We start from the raw sequence: 16381 nt of genomic DNA, 5'->3' as shown, positions 1-16381 counted from the left end.
GCGATTATTTTTCTTGAGTATGTTTGTGCTTGGCTTGATGTACGATGATCAGTAAAAAACATAAGCAAAGCACAAGAGCACTTCCATACAGGGCCAAGCGCGCTTGATCGATGGGCACTAATAAAAAGGTGCTGCTTAATTCGATGCTAACAATGGCACTTATTAATAGTACCAGAGTGGACGAACGTAAACGCCGACATATCGCTGCTCCAAAGGGCGCGCCAAATAAAACGACGGGCGCGGCCACATACCAAAGCCGCCACACCTGAGCATCAATGCCTAAATAGTATTTAGCCTGTAAAGCAAAACCAAAAATGGCACTGGCTGCCATGATGATAACGCTTGTTTGTGTTGCTAGTTTGATGTCTAAGCGAAAATATAAGGCTAATAAACTAAAGGCGATTAAGTCTGCCCCTGAGCCTAATAAGCCTGATGTAATGCCGCCTAAAAACCCACAGCCTATTGTTAAACTGATATCTCTAGGGCTTTTCTCTAAATGCGAGTGAGTGCTTTGGTTGCGGATTTTTTGAGTCAATAAGAAAATAATCAAAAAGCATAATAAAAATAGACTAAAGCTAATACGTAAGTCGACCGCAGCTATGTGTTCTTGCAGCCTTGATAGCGCGAGGTTGATACCGATAAAGGACCCGCATAAGTAGAGGCCAATAAACGCCCAGGGGAGTTTTTTGACCCGCACAATAATATAGAGGGATGCGGCACTCATGCCTACGCTTTGTATGGCAAGTGAGAATGTTTTGGCGTTGAGGGCGTCTACGCTTAGTAGTTTGGTCAAAGCAGGGAAGGCCACCGCGCCGCCTCCGAGAAAGGTCGAGCCAGCTACAAAAGAGCCCAAGGCCATAATGGGGGCTATTAAGATGGTCGGCAGCTCTAAGCTCTCTATGAAATGCTCTGCAAAGAAAATAAAATAGAGCACGGCAATGGCAATAAGTATTGCCAGTACACAGCGTGATGGTCGAGAGGCTTGTTGAGTCACAGGTCTATCATTATCGTTATTATGACCAACTAGTTTAGCTTAGGCCTTTAGGGCAAACAATCGGACTTGATTGAATTGTTTACTGTGCGGCAGACAGTTTGTCGTAGCGTTTACGTAGAAACTGATAGCGCTGAAAGCACGCGGCATTTTCTGCCGGTTCGCCAACTCGTTGGAAGGCGCTATCGAGTATCAGGCGTTCAGCCACACTAAGTTGTTTGTTTTTGGCTTTGCTTGTAAGTGCTTGTATCAAGTTGAGGTTTAAGCCTATATGGTTCGGCAGCTCTCTGAGCACCTCGCGAAAGACATCAATGGCAAGCTCGATATCACCACTTTCGTAATGTTCTATACCGCGCTTGTTGCAACTTGCCGCATAGGCAATGCCTTCTTTAGTTTGCGGCTCTCGAAGTAGCTTGTCGATATCAATAGCAAGTTCAGGGTCTTGGTTGAGTCGTGCCAGTTCTTGCAAAATGGCCTCACCCTCATCACCGCAGCCACGATTCATAAAGGTTTTAGCGCAGTCTATACAAAGCTCATAGGAGGTGTTGCCTATGACGCTGTATTTCATGGTTGCGTGTATATCCAAAGCTTTGGCCACCGCATCAATTGCCTGTTGTTCTTGCCCTTGCTCTTCGAGTAAATCAGCTTTAATTAAGTGGTTACGCATAGTCACAATAGGCTGATGGGTATAGCGTTTCTCCGCGCTGGCTAGTTGTTGTTGGGCCTCTTCAGTCAGTTTTTTAGCTGACTCGCTTGGCGACTTTTTAGCTTGTCTAATAAGACTATCGGCAAGATTTAAAAAATCATCGGCGACCTCATGGCAGGAGTTTTTTGCGTGACGAAGTGCTGAACGGTAGGCGTGAATGCTGGTTTGGTCGTCGTCCAATAACGTACTTGCTCGCCCCAGTTCCCTTTGACGCTGAGCAGAGCGTGGGGATATTTTTACTGCATTGAGCAGGGCTTGTTGGCTTTTTTGGGCTCTGTGGGTGTTTTGGTAGATTTTTGCGAGCAAGTCATGAGCTTCAACACAATATTGATGCTGCTCTATTATTTTTTGCAGTCGTGTTTCTGCTTGGTCAAATTCTGCTCGTTGGTAGTGAGCGCGAGCTAGACCAAGTTCAGCCCAGACAGGAAGGCGAGTCGGGTCGAGTAGGGCATAGATGGCTTCGGCCTCGTCGCTGCGATGTTGTTTGAGCAATAGCTCAGCAAGAATTTTGCGTACATCATTTTGAAAGCGGCTGGCTTTGGGGGCGAGGGCCGCAGCTACCTTGATCGCTTTGTCTATATTGTTGCTATCTAGGGCGCTTTTGATGTCCTGTAAATATTCATTTTTGAGTAGAGCCTGATCAAGCCTAGGTCTTAAGCTGTCGTGGCTAACCGGTTTTTGTAAAAACTCATCGGGTTCGTATTCTAAGGCATGCAATACATAGTGGCTGGAGCTTTCGGCCGTTAGCATTACAAACAAGGCTGTGTTTTTGAGAAGTTTGTGAAAGCGAAGCTCCTCAAGCAGTTGCTGACCGTTTTTACCTTGGCCAAGATTGTAATCGGATATGACTAGGTCATAGCTGTGCTTTTGGCATAAATCGATGGCTTCTTGGGCATTGCCAGCGGTATCGGTTTTGGCCGCGCCATAATCAACAATGATGCGTTTGAGGTGCGCGCGAGCCTGCGCCAAGTCATCAACGATCAGGCAGCGCTTTTGAGCGTAGGTACGAATGATGTCAATTTGCTTCATGAACAGGGCATAGTTAAAGCTTGTTTAAAGTCTAGTCTACTTAGAGGATAGAGGAATAAGAAATCAACTGTGTTTCTTTGCTTTGCCTGTTTCGGTTTTGTCAGTCGCTCTGCTAGAATGGCGCCTCTTTTAATAGCGGCGCGCATTGCGAACTCAGAGCTTCATGAATTGGGCCGATTGGGTAATTTTGGCGATACTGGTGGTATCCAGTTTATTGAGTCTCAAACGAGGCTTTATTAAAGAAGCGCTGTCGCTAGTCAATTGGGCTGCAGCCTTTGTTGTTGCTGTCACCTTTCGTGGTGTCATGGCCGACCTGCTTAGTACTTGGGTCGAAGCCCCTTCTCTTAGAGAGATTCTTGCCTTTGCTAGTTTATTTGTAGCGACCCTGATAGTGGGTGCTTTAATTAGCAATGTTCTATCTGAGCTGGTACGTATTACTGGCTTGAGCAGTACGGACCGTACCATCGGTATGGTCTTTGGTTTATTGCGAGGCTTTGTTTTAGTCATGGCCATACTCTTATTGGTTCCCAACTTTGTGCCTATCGATGAAGATGGCTGGTGGAAAGAGAGTGTGATTATTCCTGAACTTTTAAAATTAGAAGACTGGTGTCGCGGTATTACTGCTGATGTCAGAGATTTAGTTAGTCCCTTAATTAGTAAAACAGACGTGATTTGAGGCCCCTATGTGCGGAATTGTTGGACTTGTAGGTAAGAGCGATGTGAACTTGGCGCTGTATGACGCTCTCACCATGCTACAACATCGAGGGCAGGATGCCGCCGGTATTATGACTTGTGACGGAGGTAAATTTGCACAGCAAAAAGCCCTCGGTCTGGTAAAAGATGTGTTCCGTACACGTCACATGCAACGTTTAGTAGGGAATATTGGCATAGGTCATGTTCGTTACCCCACGGCCGGTAGCTCTGGGCCTGCCTTAGCGCAGCCGTTTTATGTTAACTCTCCTTACGGTATTGCACTGGCCCACAACGGTAACCTAACTAACAGCGCGCAATTAAGTGACGACTTATTTAAAGATGATTTGCGTCATGTAAATACGGACAGTGACTCAGAAGTGTTACTCAATGTATTTGCTCATGAACTTCATGAACAAGGTAAGTTAAAACCCGGTGCAGAAGACGTTTTTAACGCGGTTAAAGGTGTTCACAAGCGAGTTCGAGGCGGTTACGCTGCAGTAGCAATGATTGCGAGTTATGGCCTACTTGCCTTTCGTGATCCGAACGGCTTGCGCCCCTTAGTCTTTGGTTCTCGTGACGTAGATGGCGGCACTGAGTATATGGTGGCCTCTGAATCTGTAGCCTTAGATACGCTAGGCTTTAAATTGATTCGTGATGTTGCTCCAGGTGAAGCTATTTTCATTTGCGCCAATGGCAACTTACACACCAAACAATGTGCTGAAAACCCCAAATTAAGCCCGTGCATTTTTGAGCATGTCTATTTTGCTCGACCTGATTCGATTATGGATGGCGTTTCAGTTTATAAAGCTCGTCTTCGTCAAGGTGAGAAGCTGGCTGCAAAGATAATGCGTGATATACCTGATCACGATATCGATGTTGTTGTGCCCATTCCTGATTCAAGCCGAGTTGCGGGCCAGGCTGTGGCTCAAGCCATGGGTATTAAGTTTCGCGAAGGCCTAGTAAAGAACCGCTACATTGGTCGTACCTTTATTATGCCAGGCCAGCAGCAGCGTAAAAAATCCGTACGCCAAAAGCTCAACGCTATTCGCTTGGAGTTTGAAGGTAAAAACGTTTTATTAGTTGATGACTCTATTGTGCGTGGTACAACGTGTCAGCAGATTATTCAAATGGCGAGAGAAGCCGGTGCTAATAAGGTGTACTTTGCTTCAGCGGCACCAGCAGTTGAATACCCAAATGTTTATGGCATTGATATGCCAACGAGTAAGGAGCTGATTGCTCACGGCTTGGATACGGAAGAGGTTTGTAAAGAGATTGGGGCTGACGTCTTAATTTACCAAGACTTAGATGACTTGGTAGCCGCTTCAGCCGAAGGTAATAGTGAAATCACTGAATTTGACTGCTCCGTGTTTGATGGTTGTTATGTTACTGGTGATATTGATGAGCAATACTTTAATTGGCTTGAAGCCCAGCGCAGTGATAAAGCGAAAAATAAGCGCAGCGCCCAAAGTGGTGAGCAGCAAGCCATGGTTGGCATAAACAACGAGGGATAAGCGTGTTTGACGAAAATCACCCTTTATTTGAGGCGCAACTGCAAACCTTAGCTGTGCGTGCAGGACAACATCGCACGGCAGAAGGTGAGCAAGGTGAGCCCATTTTCACTACCTCTAGTTATGTGTTTGATAGCGCAGAGGCGGCGGCAGCACGTTTTTCTGGTGATGAGCCGGGCAATGTATATTCTCGCTATACCAACCCAACAGTGCGTTGTTTTGAAGAGCGCTTAGCTGCAATGGAAGCGGGCGAAAGCTGTGTGGCTACTGCTTCTGGCATGGCGGCTATTTTAAGTACTTGTTTGGCCCTTTTAAAAAGTGGCGATCATGTTGTTGCTTCAAGAAGCATTTTTGGCACAACCTCGATGTTGTTTAATAAGTACTTAGGCAAGCTAGGTATTGAAGTTACTCAAGTTAATTTAACGGACTACGATGAGTGGCAAGCCGCTATTCAGCCTAATACTCGTCTTTTATTTGCTGAAACACCGTCCAATCCATTAAATGACATTGCCGATATTAAAAAACTCGCTGCCATGGCTCACGCTAACGACAGCTTGTTGGTTATTGATAACTGTTTTTGTTCACCCGCCTTACAGCGACCGCTGACCTTGGGCGCCGATTTAGTCATTCACTCGGCAACTAAATTTTTGGATGGTCAGGGGCGTGTACTTGGTGGCGCTGTGGTTGGCCCTGAATCCCTATGTGATGAAGTACTCGGGTTTATTCGTACTTGCGGCCCAACGATGAGTGCTTTTAATGCATGGGTATTTTTGAAAGGTCTAGAAACCTTAGAACTGCGTATGAAAGCACACAGTGAAAACGCAATGGCCTTGGCAACATGGCTTGAGGCACACGAAGCGGTAGAGCAGGTCTATTATTGTGGGCTTGAATCACATCCGAACCATGAACTGGCTAAACAGCAGCAGTCAGGTTTTGGTGGTGTCTTATCGTTTAAAGTGCGCGGTGGGCGAGAGCAAGCTTGGACGGTATTAGATTCAACACAGTTGATGTCTCTAACCGCCAATCTCGGCGATGCTAAAACAACCATTGTTCACCCGGCAACGACTACTCATGGCCGCTTAAATGATGAACAAAAAGTGGCTGCCGGTATTACAGAAAATCTTATTCGTGTTGCTGTAGGCTTAGAACACGTTGATGATTTAAAGCGTGATTTAGAGCGAGGCTTCTCTAAAATCTAGTGCTCTTATAGGTGTATTTTCGCTATGCTGTGAAAAACAGTAAGAAAATAGCCGTATCTGGATACTTATAGATGTATCTGCGTTGTTAGTGAACGCCGAAGTTTATGTTCGTAGGTATCTAGATAACAATGGAGTGCAGTATATGAACAAACTTCTCGATGGCGTGTTGGAATCGGTATCTCAGGTTCTACTCGGCAAAGAGCAGCAACTAAAGCTAGCGCTTTGTTGTCTTTTGGCTCGTGGCCATCTACTTATTGAAGATTTACCCGGTATGGGTAAAACAACCTTAGCGCAATGTCTTGCTCGAGTGCTTGGTCTCAGTTACCAGCGAGTACAATTCACCAGTGATTTATTACCGGGTGATATTCTTGGTACTTCTATTTTTGATCAAAATAAAGCCAGCTTCCGTTTTCATCCTGGACCTATCTTTACGCAATTATTATTAGCAGATGAAATAAATCGCAGTACGCCTAAGGCGCAAAGCGCTTTGTTAGAAGCAATGGAAGAGCGCCAGGTCAGTATCGATTCTGAAAGCCATCCCTTACCTAATCCTTTTTTTGTTATTGCTACTCAAAACCCCCTTTCTCAGGCGGGAACCTATGTTTTACCGGAATCACAGCTTGATCGTTTTTTAATGTGTATTTCTCTGGGGTATCCGAGTCCTGAAGCAGAGAGGCAATTATTACTAGGCCAAGATCCTCGTCAGCGAATGCCTTCAATCAATCCGCTATTAAGCGTCGAAGACTTAGCTAAAGTACAGGAGCAGGTTGAAGAAGTGCATGTCAGTGATGCTCTGGTGGCTTATGTTCAACGTCTTGTGCACTTTACTCGTGAGAACCAATCCTTTACTCATGGCTTAAGTCCGAGAGCGGCGATGGCCTTAATTAAGGCTGCCAAAAGTTGGGCGCTTTTACACGGCCGACAACATGTTTTACCTGATGATGTACAAGCGGTCTTTGCCAGTGTGGTGGAGCATCGCGTGGAAGGTGGCACAGCATTAAAAGCAAGTGATACTGAGGGGGCTCAAAGTTTGAGCCGCTTAGCCTTGAATTCGGTTGACGTGCTTGGTCTTTGAGGTCGAGTTTTGTTAGTTAAAATAAGACGCTTTTTTAATAAACGTTTCCAATACTTTGCTGCTAAACGTATTGGAAGCTCAACGACCTTTACCTTAGGGCAACGAAATGTCTTTGTTTTCCCTTCGAGTTCAGCGCTGCCTTTTGTTTCTGTGCTTATTGTGCTGTGGTTATTAGGCACTAATTACCAAAATAATTTAATTCTGGCGCTGGTCTTTCTTATGGCTGCGCTTATGGTGTTTGCTATCTTAAGTGCCTTTAATAATATGCGAGGCTTGAAGTTACACTACCTTGGTCAGAAGGAGGCCTTTGCAGGGGAGAGAGTTTATCTACGTTTTAGCTTAGAGCATCAAAGGCAAAAAGCATTAGATGCCATTGAATTTGCTTGGCGTGGGCAATTGGATAATAGCCTTGTTATTGATTTGCAACCTGGTGAAATAAAAGAATTTGAGCTGGCTTTTCACTGCACACAGCGTGGCGTCTACCCACTACCGAAAATGCGTGTACAAAGCGTATTCCCCTTGGGGATTATTCGTTGTTGGACATGGTTAACTTGGTCAGGACAACTCTATGTTTACCCAAAGCCTCAAGACGGCGACATGGGCTATCACGGCTATAGCGAAAATGAGGGAGAGCAAGCGGGTGAGCAGAGTGGTTCGGAGGATTTTTCTGGGCTACGACCCTTTCGTCCTGGTGATGCAATCGCTCGCATTCATTGGAAAAGCCTTGCCAAAGCTCAGGGCTTACAAATTAAAGAGTTTAGTCAGCCACAAAGCCAGCTTGTGTGTTTAGATTACACTCGTGTTAATGCAAATTCGTTAGAGCAGCGCTTAAGTATTCTGTGTTATCACGTATTAAAGCTCTATCAGCAGCAACAAGATTTTTCATTTATCTTACCAGGGTTTAAACGTGATCAATCCTGCAGTCGTATTCATAGAGACGAATGCTTAAATGCGCTGGCAAGCTACGCTACCTCTAAAGAGCCGCTGACTCATGCTTAACTACCAGCTTCAGCAGCAGAGCTTAGTTAAGTTATTAGTTAGCTTGTTACTGTGCGCACTGCCACTGCTGCTGTTATTTCCTGCTTGGTTAGCACTTCTTTTTATTGTGGTTTCTACTTGGCGAATATTTGTTTTTAAACGCAACCTATCACTACCTTCCACCACCATTAAGGCATCACTGTTAGTACTAGGCCTTGTGGCTATTGCCTTAAGCTTTTCTCGTTTGCTTTCTGTTGAAGTGTTTGTTTGCTTTTTTCTTGTGGCACTATTTTTAAAGCTATTAGAGTTACAGTGGCGTAAAGATGCTTTACTTGTTGTTCATCTGATTTTTGTTGTCTTGGCCTGCAACTTTCTTTTTTATCAAAGCTTTCTTTTATCTCTTTATGCTTTTGTGTGTGTATTTGTTGTACTTTGGTTTTGGATGGGGCTTTTTCAAACCCGTAAAACCAATATTAAAAGGCAGTTAACGAATTTAGCCTTTGTGTTTGCTGTGGTTTTGCCTTTGTTGCTCTTACTGTTTGTATCTATACCTCGTTTGGGGCCTTTGTGGAAAATGCCAGGGCAGGGGCAAACGGCATCTACAGGCTTTAGTGATAGTATGGCACCTGGCGATTTTAGTAAGCTTATTCGTTCCAACGAAACAGCCTTTAGAGTGAACTTTGAAGGCGAATTGCCTCGTCCGGAGCAGCGCTATTGGCGAGCAATGGTACTGGATAAGTTTGATGGACGGCGTTGGACGCAAGCACTTAAGTGGCAGGCTTGGAGCTATAAAGAAGATACTGGCTTAGGTCCTAAGCAAAGTTGGCAATTACGTTACGATAGCAATAGTTTATTGAGCTATAAGGTGCTGGTAGAGGCTCATCAGCAACCGTGGTTGTTTTCTCTTATGGCTCCCGTTTCAGCGAGAGCGTCTTCACTTTCTTTAAGCTTTACAGATAATGCGACGATTAAAAATCGCTATAAGCTGGGTACTCGCTCTGAATACCAAGTGTCGAGTGCGATGCGTTATACCTATTCAGCGCAGTCTTTAAGCCCAGAGTTTAAACGTCGCAATTTACTTTTACCTTCAAATAATTCTCGTGCCTTAGCTTACGCCAAAGAGTTGAGAAAAGGTGTGGGGTTAGGGTCTGAAGCGGATGAAAGGCTGATTGAAAAAGTATTAGCTCAGTATCACGCCTCCTTTTTTTATACCCTTGAACCTCCCATTTTGGGCAGTAATACTGTGGATGAATTTTTATTCGACTCTAAACAGGGCTTTTGTGAACACTTTTCGTCAAGCTTTGTCTTCTTATTGCGGGCAGCAGGTATTCCAGCTCGCGTTGTTGTGGGATATCAAGGCGGGCAGTGGAATCAAGCCGCCTCATATTTATTGGTTAAGCAAAGTGATGCCCATGCATGGGCCGAAGCATGGATAGAAGGTAAGGGGTGGTTGAGGTTTGATCCTACGGCTGCCGTTGCGCCTTCACGTATAGAGCGTAGTTTAAGTGAGGCTTTAAGTCCGGAGGAAGCTCAAGCGTTACTTGGTTTAAGAGCGTCGGTACCTATGTTGCAATGGTTGAGCTTGCGCTTAGATGAAATAAATTATCGCTGGCAAAGCTTAGTTGTTAATTTTGATGGTGCCAGCCAGCATGCCTTGTTAAGTCGCTTATTGGGCCATGTAACAAGCTGGCGCATGCTGCTGTTATTTCTTGGCGGTTTTGCTTGTATTTTGCTCTTATATTTCTCTCTCTTATGGCTGAGTCGGCCAACTAAAACACTGACAGCCAGAGATCGTGCTTTTTATCAACTGTTAATGCGTTTAAATAAGGCCGGTTACCACCGAGAAAAACATGAAACAGCTATGCATTTTGTTAAACGTGTTGCTAACCTTGAGCCTGCATGGCGCTTGAGTCTATTTTCTATTGCAAGGCAATACGAGACGCTTCTTTATAACAAAAAAGGGCAAGCCGATGGGCAGGCAGAAAAGGCATTTGTTTTAGCATGCAAGCATTGGCGAGCAATTAAAAGTTAAACTGAAAGCCAAGATTAAGTGCCATGCCTCGCGGTAAGGTCTTGCCATCAATACTAACGGTATTTAAGGTGCTTGCTAAGTCGATTTGAACAAGCTTGGCAATGGTTGTACCGATACTTATATATTCTAAGTCTTTACGTGCTATGTCTGTACGATAGCCTAATCGTGCACTAGGCACTTTGCGGCTCGGGTGCATGTACTGCACGCCGATGGAGCGCCATTTATGTAAGTCCCCCATCGGATCGCTAGTTGTTTCTAGATCGGTATTGGCTGATAGCATCCAGCGTCTATTTGTAGTGTATATATTGGCTTCAATATTACTCTGTCGACTTAATTTCCACTGATCAGTTTTATGTATTTTTTGTAATACTTGGCTTTTACTATAGCGGCTTCGGTCTATCGCTGGATAGGCAAAGCTGGGAGAGAATAAGTCACTTACACTAAAGCCTAGGCTGTAATTATTCGAGTTCCAATAAGCTCCGATATCAAGGCTGGCTTTAGTGCTGTAATGAAGATCGGCATTTTTAATGTCATCGACGAGTTCACTAGAATCGGTAATATCGCCAAATCGTGTATCAACCTGACTCAGTCCAGCGTGAATGATTTTGGGACGAAGGCCTAGTTGCAGTGAGCCTGACGTGTAGTCCAAAACTTGGCGGCTGTAATCAAGATGGAACTGCTGAATAACTGAGCTTCGAGTTAAGAGTAAGCTGTCGTTATCCATTTTTACATCAAGGTCGTTATTGCTTCTGTCGACGACAAGAAGAATATCGTCGCTTAGGTGAAACTCTTCGCGTGGAGCATCCACCTCTAATTCAATTACGTCCTGAAGCACTTGCAAGGCTTCTTCTGTATTCCAGTCAAAATCGTCTAATATGCCTCGGGCTTTTGTAAGTCCAGATCGTTTTAGACCAAAAGCTAAGCTACCACCGTAGATATTGTGACTGATAAGTAGCTGGCCATCAAAGTCAGCATAGCCCTTGGCGTAGGACTCTTGAGATATAATAGCCAGTGCTGAAGCTAGAAAAGTAGCTTGCTTCTGTAGTGCATCAAACCACTCAACATATTCAGGGTTGTTATTAATAATATCTTCAATGGTTGGTTGATATGGCAGGTTGCCTGGTTGTGGTGGCAAGGCTTCTGGAGGTGGTTCGGGTGGCGAGCTGCCGTCATCTTTGTCACTTAAATAATATGAGATGGTATCAATGATCTTAAAAATTTCATCGACATTACCGTATTCCAAAGCGACGCCGCCATTAAAACCAACACCTACTTTACTCGAATAACCTAGTTTTTGGTTAGCGCTGAGTTGAGCAGGGTTGGCTATTGCGGTTTCTAAGCCTGTGCCGCCAAGGCTGCTATAAGGTGCGAGCGCGTTTGCGGCATAGATGCTTTGACAGGCTAATAAAAGCCCGCCGCTGCTTATCATTTTTATTGCGGTTCTGAATGGTGTGCTTTTTACCTTTGTAACTGCTTTTTGTAGATACACTGTATGTTGAAAATGCTTATTCATAGCAAAGGGTCATAAAAATAGGCTGAATAATTAATAGCTCAGAAGATTTGCACATTTAATGAAGGCTTAAGTTTTTTAACCAGTGCTTTTGAAGTACCCGCCAAGCAAATAATATGACTTTACTTAACTCTTCTGAATACGCTATAGCAACCACAGCTAACAGGGGCCAGTGCCAGATCAGGGCAGCTGCTGCGGTAAGAGGAATACCGATAAACCACATACCAACCACATCAATCAGCATCACAATGCGGTTGTCACCGCCGGCTCGTAGCACTCCCATTGCTAAGGTCATATTACTTACCTTAAGCCAGCTTAAAAGCGCCATTAATATTAAGACCTTGTGTGCATAAGCTAAGTTCCCAGTATCACTACTTGCAAACGGTGCGAGTACTAAGGGGGCACATAAGGTAAGCACAATACCTAAGAGCACAGCGATACTGATATTAAGCATAATAAAGACGCGTGCTTGCACAATGGCACCAGTAAAATCATTGGCACCTAAGCGTTGTCCTATTGATATCGAACAGGCAGAGGACAAACCAAAAAACAAAGCAAGAAAGATCGCTTCTACAGGCGTGAGCATCGCAATAATCGCAAGCTCAGTTGTGCCCATATTGCCGTAGATAAGTTGATAGACAAAAATACCAACAGCCCATACTCCAAAACTACCCATCATAGGGGCGGCCATAGATATAATTTTCCAGGCTTCTTTACGATTGGGTCGAAAATCCTCTAAGCGTGTACGTAAAGGGTGTTGGTTAATATGTATAAAGCTTATAAGCAAAAGCAGTTGTATCAAACGCGCAGCAGCTGTCGCTAGAGCAGCTCCTAGTACCCCCATCGCTGGCAGACCTAAACCGCCATGAATAAACCAATAATTTAATGCAATATTAAGTGCTATCGCTACTGCGCTCATTATCAGGGGCAGCTTGGTATGTCCTAAGGATCTAATCGCATTTTCATAAACAAGAATAACGGCGACAAAAGCTAGGCTGGGTACGGTAATATTGATGTATTCACTACCAAGTTGGATGACATCAATATTATTGGTTGCCAAGCCAATAATATTGATACTCCAGAACCAAGTAAGAAGGGCAACTGGTAATAAACCTAATAGTGCCACAGCGCAGGCGAGTACAATTGTACTGCGGATACGACTTGTTTGCTCAGCACCGTAGTACTGGGCTGAGAGCACACCCACCGTCCACGCACAACCTAACAAAATAACCATCAGCATAAACTGATAACGATTGCCTAAGCCTACAGCTGCAATGGCACTGTCGCCAAGGTGGCTGACCATGGCGACATCAACAATGGATATAAAGTTGGTTAGCATGCCCTGCAGGCTGATAGGCCATGCAAGGGCAAGAGCGTGTTTTAATTTAAAACCGCGCAGCATTATTGAGTGCTGGTTGAGCTGTTATCAAATAAATCGAGCAGGGCAGAAATAGGGTGTTTAATATGTAACTCTTGCTCACGTTTTACTTGGCAGCGACAGCTGTAACCTGTGGCGACGAGTGTGCTTGCATCGGCAGCATCAACGGTGTCGCGCCAGCTCATAGCGTAAATCTCTTTAGAGAGTTGTTCGTTGCGCGCTTCGTGGCCAAAGGTGCCGGCCATACCACAGCAACCGACAGCCGGAATGCTTAATTCAAGGCCCAGTTTTTGATAAATGGCTTGCCAGTGTTTGTTGGAACCGGCAGCGTTGGTTTTTTCTGTGCAGTGGCTAAGCAGTGTAAAGCGTTTGGCTTGTGAGTCTTTAAGTGGCAGTGCTGGCAGTTGTTCAAGTTTAGAGAATAAAAACTCTTGTAATAGTTGCACCTCAACACACTGCTCTTTACCTAAGACATCAACGTATTCTGCTCTATAGGTTAGGGTCATGGATGGGTCGATGCCCACTAGAGCCACGCCGCTTTGACTAAGCTCGTTTAACATGGCCATGTTTTTACGCGCATTGTTTTTAAATGCAGATAAAAAGCCGTGCACATGTAAGGGTTTGCCGTTGGCTTTAAATGGGGCAAGCCAAACCGTAAAGCCGAGTTTTTGTAAGGCGCTTGCTAATTGGCTTACTGTGCTCGCGTCAAAGTAACGAGTAAAGGCATCTTGAACAAGAATCAGACTCTTGGCTTTTTCTTCATCACTTAGCGCATTGAGCTTATTTAGTGAGGCCACTGGCAATTCTTTTTCTGCAAGCGGGCAGCGACTTAACATGGGCCCATCAACAAAACCGACACCGTGTTTAAGCAAGGCTTTGACCAAGCTATTGCCCATAACAAGGTTGTAGAGCGCGGGTACTTTTGACATGGGTGGCAATAAATACTCAAGGCTGGCCACCAAGTAATCTTTTAACGGGCGCAAATAGCGCGTGTGATACAGAGATAAAAACTTACTTCTGAAATCCGGTACATCGACTTTAATAGGGCACTGACCCTTACAGGTTTTACACGATAAACAGGTCGACATACTGGCGTACACTTCATGACTGAAATCGTAAGCACCGCGCTTTTTAGCAAAGCTGTTGGCGATTTTTTTAGGCAGCTGACTCAGCGATGAGACAAAGGACTGCTTGCTAATGGCTGCAGTGCTTTGACCTTGCACACTGATCAAACGCATCCATTCACGAATAAGACTGGCTCGGCCTTTGGGGCTGTCAGTACGCAAACGCGTGGCTTTGTAAGATGGGCACATCGCATCGTAAAAATTCCAGTTATAACACGCACCGTTGCCGTTACAGTACACGGCGCTATTAAACTGCTGCCAATCATCGCTATTGATTTCGCGGTCTAACTGGCCTCGGGTCACAGGCTCTGAAATACCAATTAACTGGCTATTGGCATCGGGTGTGGCGATTTTTCCCGGGTTTAACTGATTGTGTTGATCGAACGCGGCTTTAATACGCTGTAGCTGCGCATATAAAGGCCCAAAAAAATCGGGAGCGTAAGCCGAACGCAAGCCTTTGCCGTGTTCTCCCCAAAGTAGGCCACCGTATTTTTGGCAAAGCTTAGCGACCTCATCACTGATCTGCCAAGCCATGGTTTCGTGCTCTGGGTTTTTCATATCCAGAGCAGGGCGTACGTGAAGCACACCGGCGTCAACATGGCCAAACATACCGTAACTTAATTGATGGCGATCGAGTACAGCGCGGAACTCCATAATAAAATCAGCTAAATGTTCTGGCGGCACGGCGGTATCTTCAACAAAAGGAATAGGGCGAGCCTCACCTTTAGCATTGCCAAGTAGACCTACGGCGCGTTTACGCATGCCCCAAATACGAGACACCGCATTGCCCCCCATGGCCATGGAATAACCAATAGGGCGACTCAGTTGATTGTTTTTAAGCTGCTCAATGAGCTGCTGCATTTTTTCTTTGAGTTCGTCGTCACTGTCGGCGGTGTATTCAACTAGGTTGATACCTTGCACAGGTGCAGTGGTGTCACCCTCAAAAAATTCTTCCACTTCTGTCCAGCTAATGTCTTGCATCGCCAGATTTAAGACCTTTGAATCGATGGTCTCTATACTGGTTGGCCCAGCCTTCATAAGCTCAGGGGCATCGCGCAGAGAGGCTTCAAAATCACTGTATTTAACAATAATCAGTGCAGAACATTTGGGGATAGGCAGAACATTTAGTTTGGCTTCGGCAATAAAACCAAGCGTACCTTCACTGCCGCATAGTATGTTATTGAGATTGAGCTGATCTTTCTCGTCGCGAATATGGGCGAGGTCATAACCGGTTAGGCAGCGGTTTAATTTAGGAAAGCTCGCTTGAATGCGCTCTTTGTGTTCTTTCCAGATACTGTCACAAATACGGTGGATTTCTGCGCTTTTACTGTCATTTTGGCTAGCGCTTTGTAAATGCTGTTCATCTAGGCTGTGACTGTGTAAGACCTCACCGCCAAGCAACACCGTATGGAGCTCAAGCACGTGATCACGTGTTTTACCATATAGGCAAGAGCCTTGGCCTGAGGCATCGGTATTGATCATGCCTCCAATGGTGGCGCGATTGCTGGTACTTAGCTCGGGCGCAAAAAACAAACCGTAGGGTTTCAGTGCGGCGTTGAGCTGGTCTTTGACCACACCGGTTTGCACACGCACCCAGCGCTCTTCTTGATTGACTTCCAACACCTGATTCATATGGCGGCTGATATCCACCACAATACCGTCACTTAAGCTTTGCCCGTTGGTGCCCGTGCCGCCCCCGCGTGCAGTTAATACAATGGTGGCAAACTCAGGTTCAGCGGCAAGTTGTGCCAAGCAGATCAGATCGTCAATGCTTTTAGGGTAGACAGCCGCTTGAGGCAAAATTTGATAGATGGAATTATCCGTAGCAAGTGCCGTGCGATGGCCGTAGTCAGCACTGAGATCGCCCTTAAAGGCTGTGCTGCGTAAGCGGTCGAGAAAGGTTTGGTAAAGGCTATCGACAGGTGATAGCTGATCTAACTTGGGAATCATTGGCGCTCTTGCTTTATCTGCTGGGCGAGTCTTGCACGGGAATCGTGTACGGCCCTTTAATGTCGTACATTTTAGCGAAGCCAGAGCTTAATAGCAGCTAAAAAAGCACTTTGCCTCTGCGCCCCGATCGACGTTTTGCCAATGCACGTTGCCTAGCTTGTGTATCTATAGGATACGTCGGTATTGAGCACTTAGAAGCCGGTGATGT

11 protein-coding genes are annotated in these 16381 nt (G+C 45.3%); 6 read left to right on the top strand and 5 right to left on the bottom strand.

Features of this window, described 5'->3' with window-relative positions; translation table 11 throughout:
- Positions 1-4 precede the first annotated feature (4 nt).
- Together AB1S55_RS14370 and AB1S55_RS14365 are read right to left on the bottom strand one after the other, a co-directional pair.
- Positions 5-994, bottom strand: a complete 990-nt coding sequence (locus AB1S55_RS14370) for a sulfite exporter TauE/SafE family protein (protein WP_370978871.1) — start codon at positions 992-994, stop codon at positions 5-7.
- 79 nt (positions 995-1073) lie between these two features.
- Entirely contained in the window at positions 1074-2726 is a 1653-nt protein-coding gene (locus AB1S55_RS14365) for a response regulator (protein WP_370978870.1), read from the bottom strand.
- Between the two features lie 163 nt (positions 2727-2889).
- Between AB1S55_RS14365 and AB1S55_RS14360 the strand changes: the two genes are divergently transcribed.
- From AB1S55_RS14360 to AB1S55_RS14335, 6 genes are all read left to right on the top strand, one after another.
- The gene (locus AB1S55_RS14360) at positions 2890-3402 is read left to right on the top strand and encodes a CvpA family protein (protein ID WP_370978869.1); all 513 of its coding nucleotides are present in this window, start codon (positions 2890-2892) and stop codon (positions 3400-3402) included.
- 7 nt (positions 3403-3409) lie between these two features.
- Positions 3410-4930: an amidophosphoribosyltransferase gene (gene purF, locus AB1S55_RS14355; protein WP_370978868.1), complete on the top strand. Its 1521-nt coding sequence runs from the start codon at positions 3410-3412 to the stop codon at positions 4928-4930.
- A 2-nt stretch (positions 4931-4932) separates the two neighbouring features.
- On the top strand, positions 4933-6126 hold the full coding sequence (locus AB1S55_RS14350; RefSeq protein WP_370978867.1) for an O-succinylhomoserine sulfhydrylase: 1194 nt from the start codon (positions 4933-4935) through the stop codon (positions 6124-6126).
- A 142-nt stretch (positions 6127-6268) separates the two neighbouring features.
- Positions 6269-7201 (top strand): AAA family ATPase, encoded by a 933-nt coding sequence (locus AB1S55_RS14345; protein WP_370978866.1) that lies wholly within the window; start codon positions 6269-6271, stop codon positions 7199-7201.
- Between the two features lie 9 nt (positions 7202-7210).
- On the top strand, positions 7211-8200 hold the full coding sequence (locus AB1S55_RS14340; protein WP_370978865.1) for a DUF58 domain-containing protein: 990 nt from the start codon (positions 7211-7213) through the stop codon (positions 8198-8200).
- Positions 8193-10211, top strand: coding sequence for a transglutaminaseTgpA domain-containing protein (locus AB1S55_RS14335; RefSeq protein ID WP_370978864.1), 2019 nt, complete (start codon positions 8193-8195; stop codon positions 10209-10211). Before AB1S55_RS14340 ends, AB1S55_RS14335 begins: the two co-directional genes overlap by 8 nt.
- Here AB1S55_RS14335 and traF read toward each other — a convergent pair.
- Genes traF through AB1S55_RS14320 form a run of 3 tightly spaced genes read right to left on the bottom strand, consistent with a single transcriptional unit; the run spans position 10201 to position 16173 of the window.
- Positions 10201-11724 carry a conjugal transfer protein TraF gene (traF, locus tag AB1S55_RS14330; RefSeq protein WP_370978863.1) on the bottom strand — a complete coding sequence of 508 codons (1524 nt, stop codon included), beginning with the start codon at positions 11722-11724 and terminating at the stop codon, positions 10201-10203. The two genes, AB1S55_RS14335 and traF, sit on opposite strands and share 11 nt — an antisense overlap.
- 55 nt (positions 11725-11779) lie before the next feature.
- Positions 11780-13123 (bottom strand): MATE family efflux transporter, encoded by a 1344-nt coding sequence (locus AB1S55_RS14325; protein WP_370978862.1) that lies wholly within the window; start codon positions 13121-13123, stop codon positions 11780-11782.
- Positions 13123-16173, bottom strand: a complete 3051-nt coding sequence (locus AB1S55_RS14320) for an FAD-binding and (Fe-S)-binding domain-containing protein (protein ID WP_370978861.1) — start codon at positions 16171-16173, stop codon at positions 13123-13125. The genes AB1S55_RS14325 and AB1S55_RS14320 overlap by 1 nt, the downstream gene beginning before the upstream one ends.
- Between the last annotated feature and the right edge of the window lie 208 nt (positions 16174-16381).

Source organism: Agaribacterium sp. ZY112 (genome assembly GCF_041346925.1).
Lineage (GTDB): Bacteria > Pseudomonadota > Gammaproteobacteria > Pseudomonadales > Cellvibrionaceae > Agaribacterium.
Note: the sequence above shows the minus strand (reverse complement) of the source record. Positions and strands in the feature narration are given on the sequence as shown.

Excerpts from the sequence above, each read along its gene's own strand:
- AB1S55_RS14365 (WP_370978870.1), bottom strand. The coding sequence starts at position 2,726 with ATGAAGCAAATTGACATCATTCGTACCTACGCTCAAAAGCGCTGCCTG.
- AB1S55_RS14360 (WP_370978869.1), top strand. The coding sequence starts at position 2,890 with ATGAATTGGGCCGATTGGGTAATTTTGGCGATACTGGTGGTATCCAGT.
- purF (WP_370978868.1), top strand. The coding sequence starts at position 3,410 with ATGTGCGGAATTGTTGGACTTGTAGGTAAGAGCGATGTGAACTTGGCG.
- AB1S55_RS14345 (WP_370978866.1), top strand. The coding sequence starts at position 6,269 with ATGAACAAACTTCTCGATGGCGTGTTGGAATCGGTATCTCAGGTTCTA.
- AB1S55_RS14335 (WP_370978864.1), top strand. The coding sequence starts at position 8,193 with ATGCTTAACTACCAGCTTCAGCAGCAGAGCTTAGTTAAGTTATTAGTT.
- traF (WP_370978863.1), bottom strand. The coding sequence starts at position 11,724 with ATGAATAAGCATTTTCAACATACAGTGTATCTACAAAAAGCAGTTACA.
- AB1S55_RS14325 (WP_370978862.1), bottom strand. The coding sequence starts at position 13,123 with ATGCTGCGCGGTTTTAAATTAAAACACGCTCTTGCCCTTGCATGGCCT.
- AB1S55_RS14320 (WP_370978861.1), bottom strand. The coding sequence starts at position 16,173 with ATGATTCCCAAGTTAGATCAGCTATCACCTGTCGATAGCCTTTACCAA.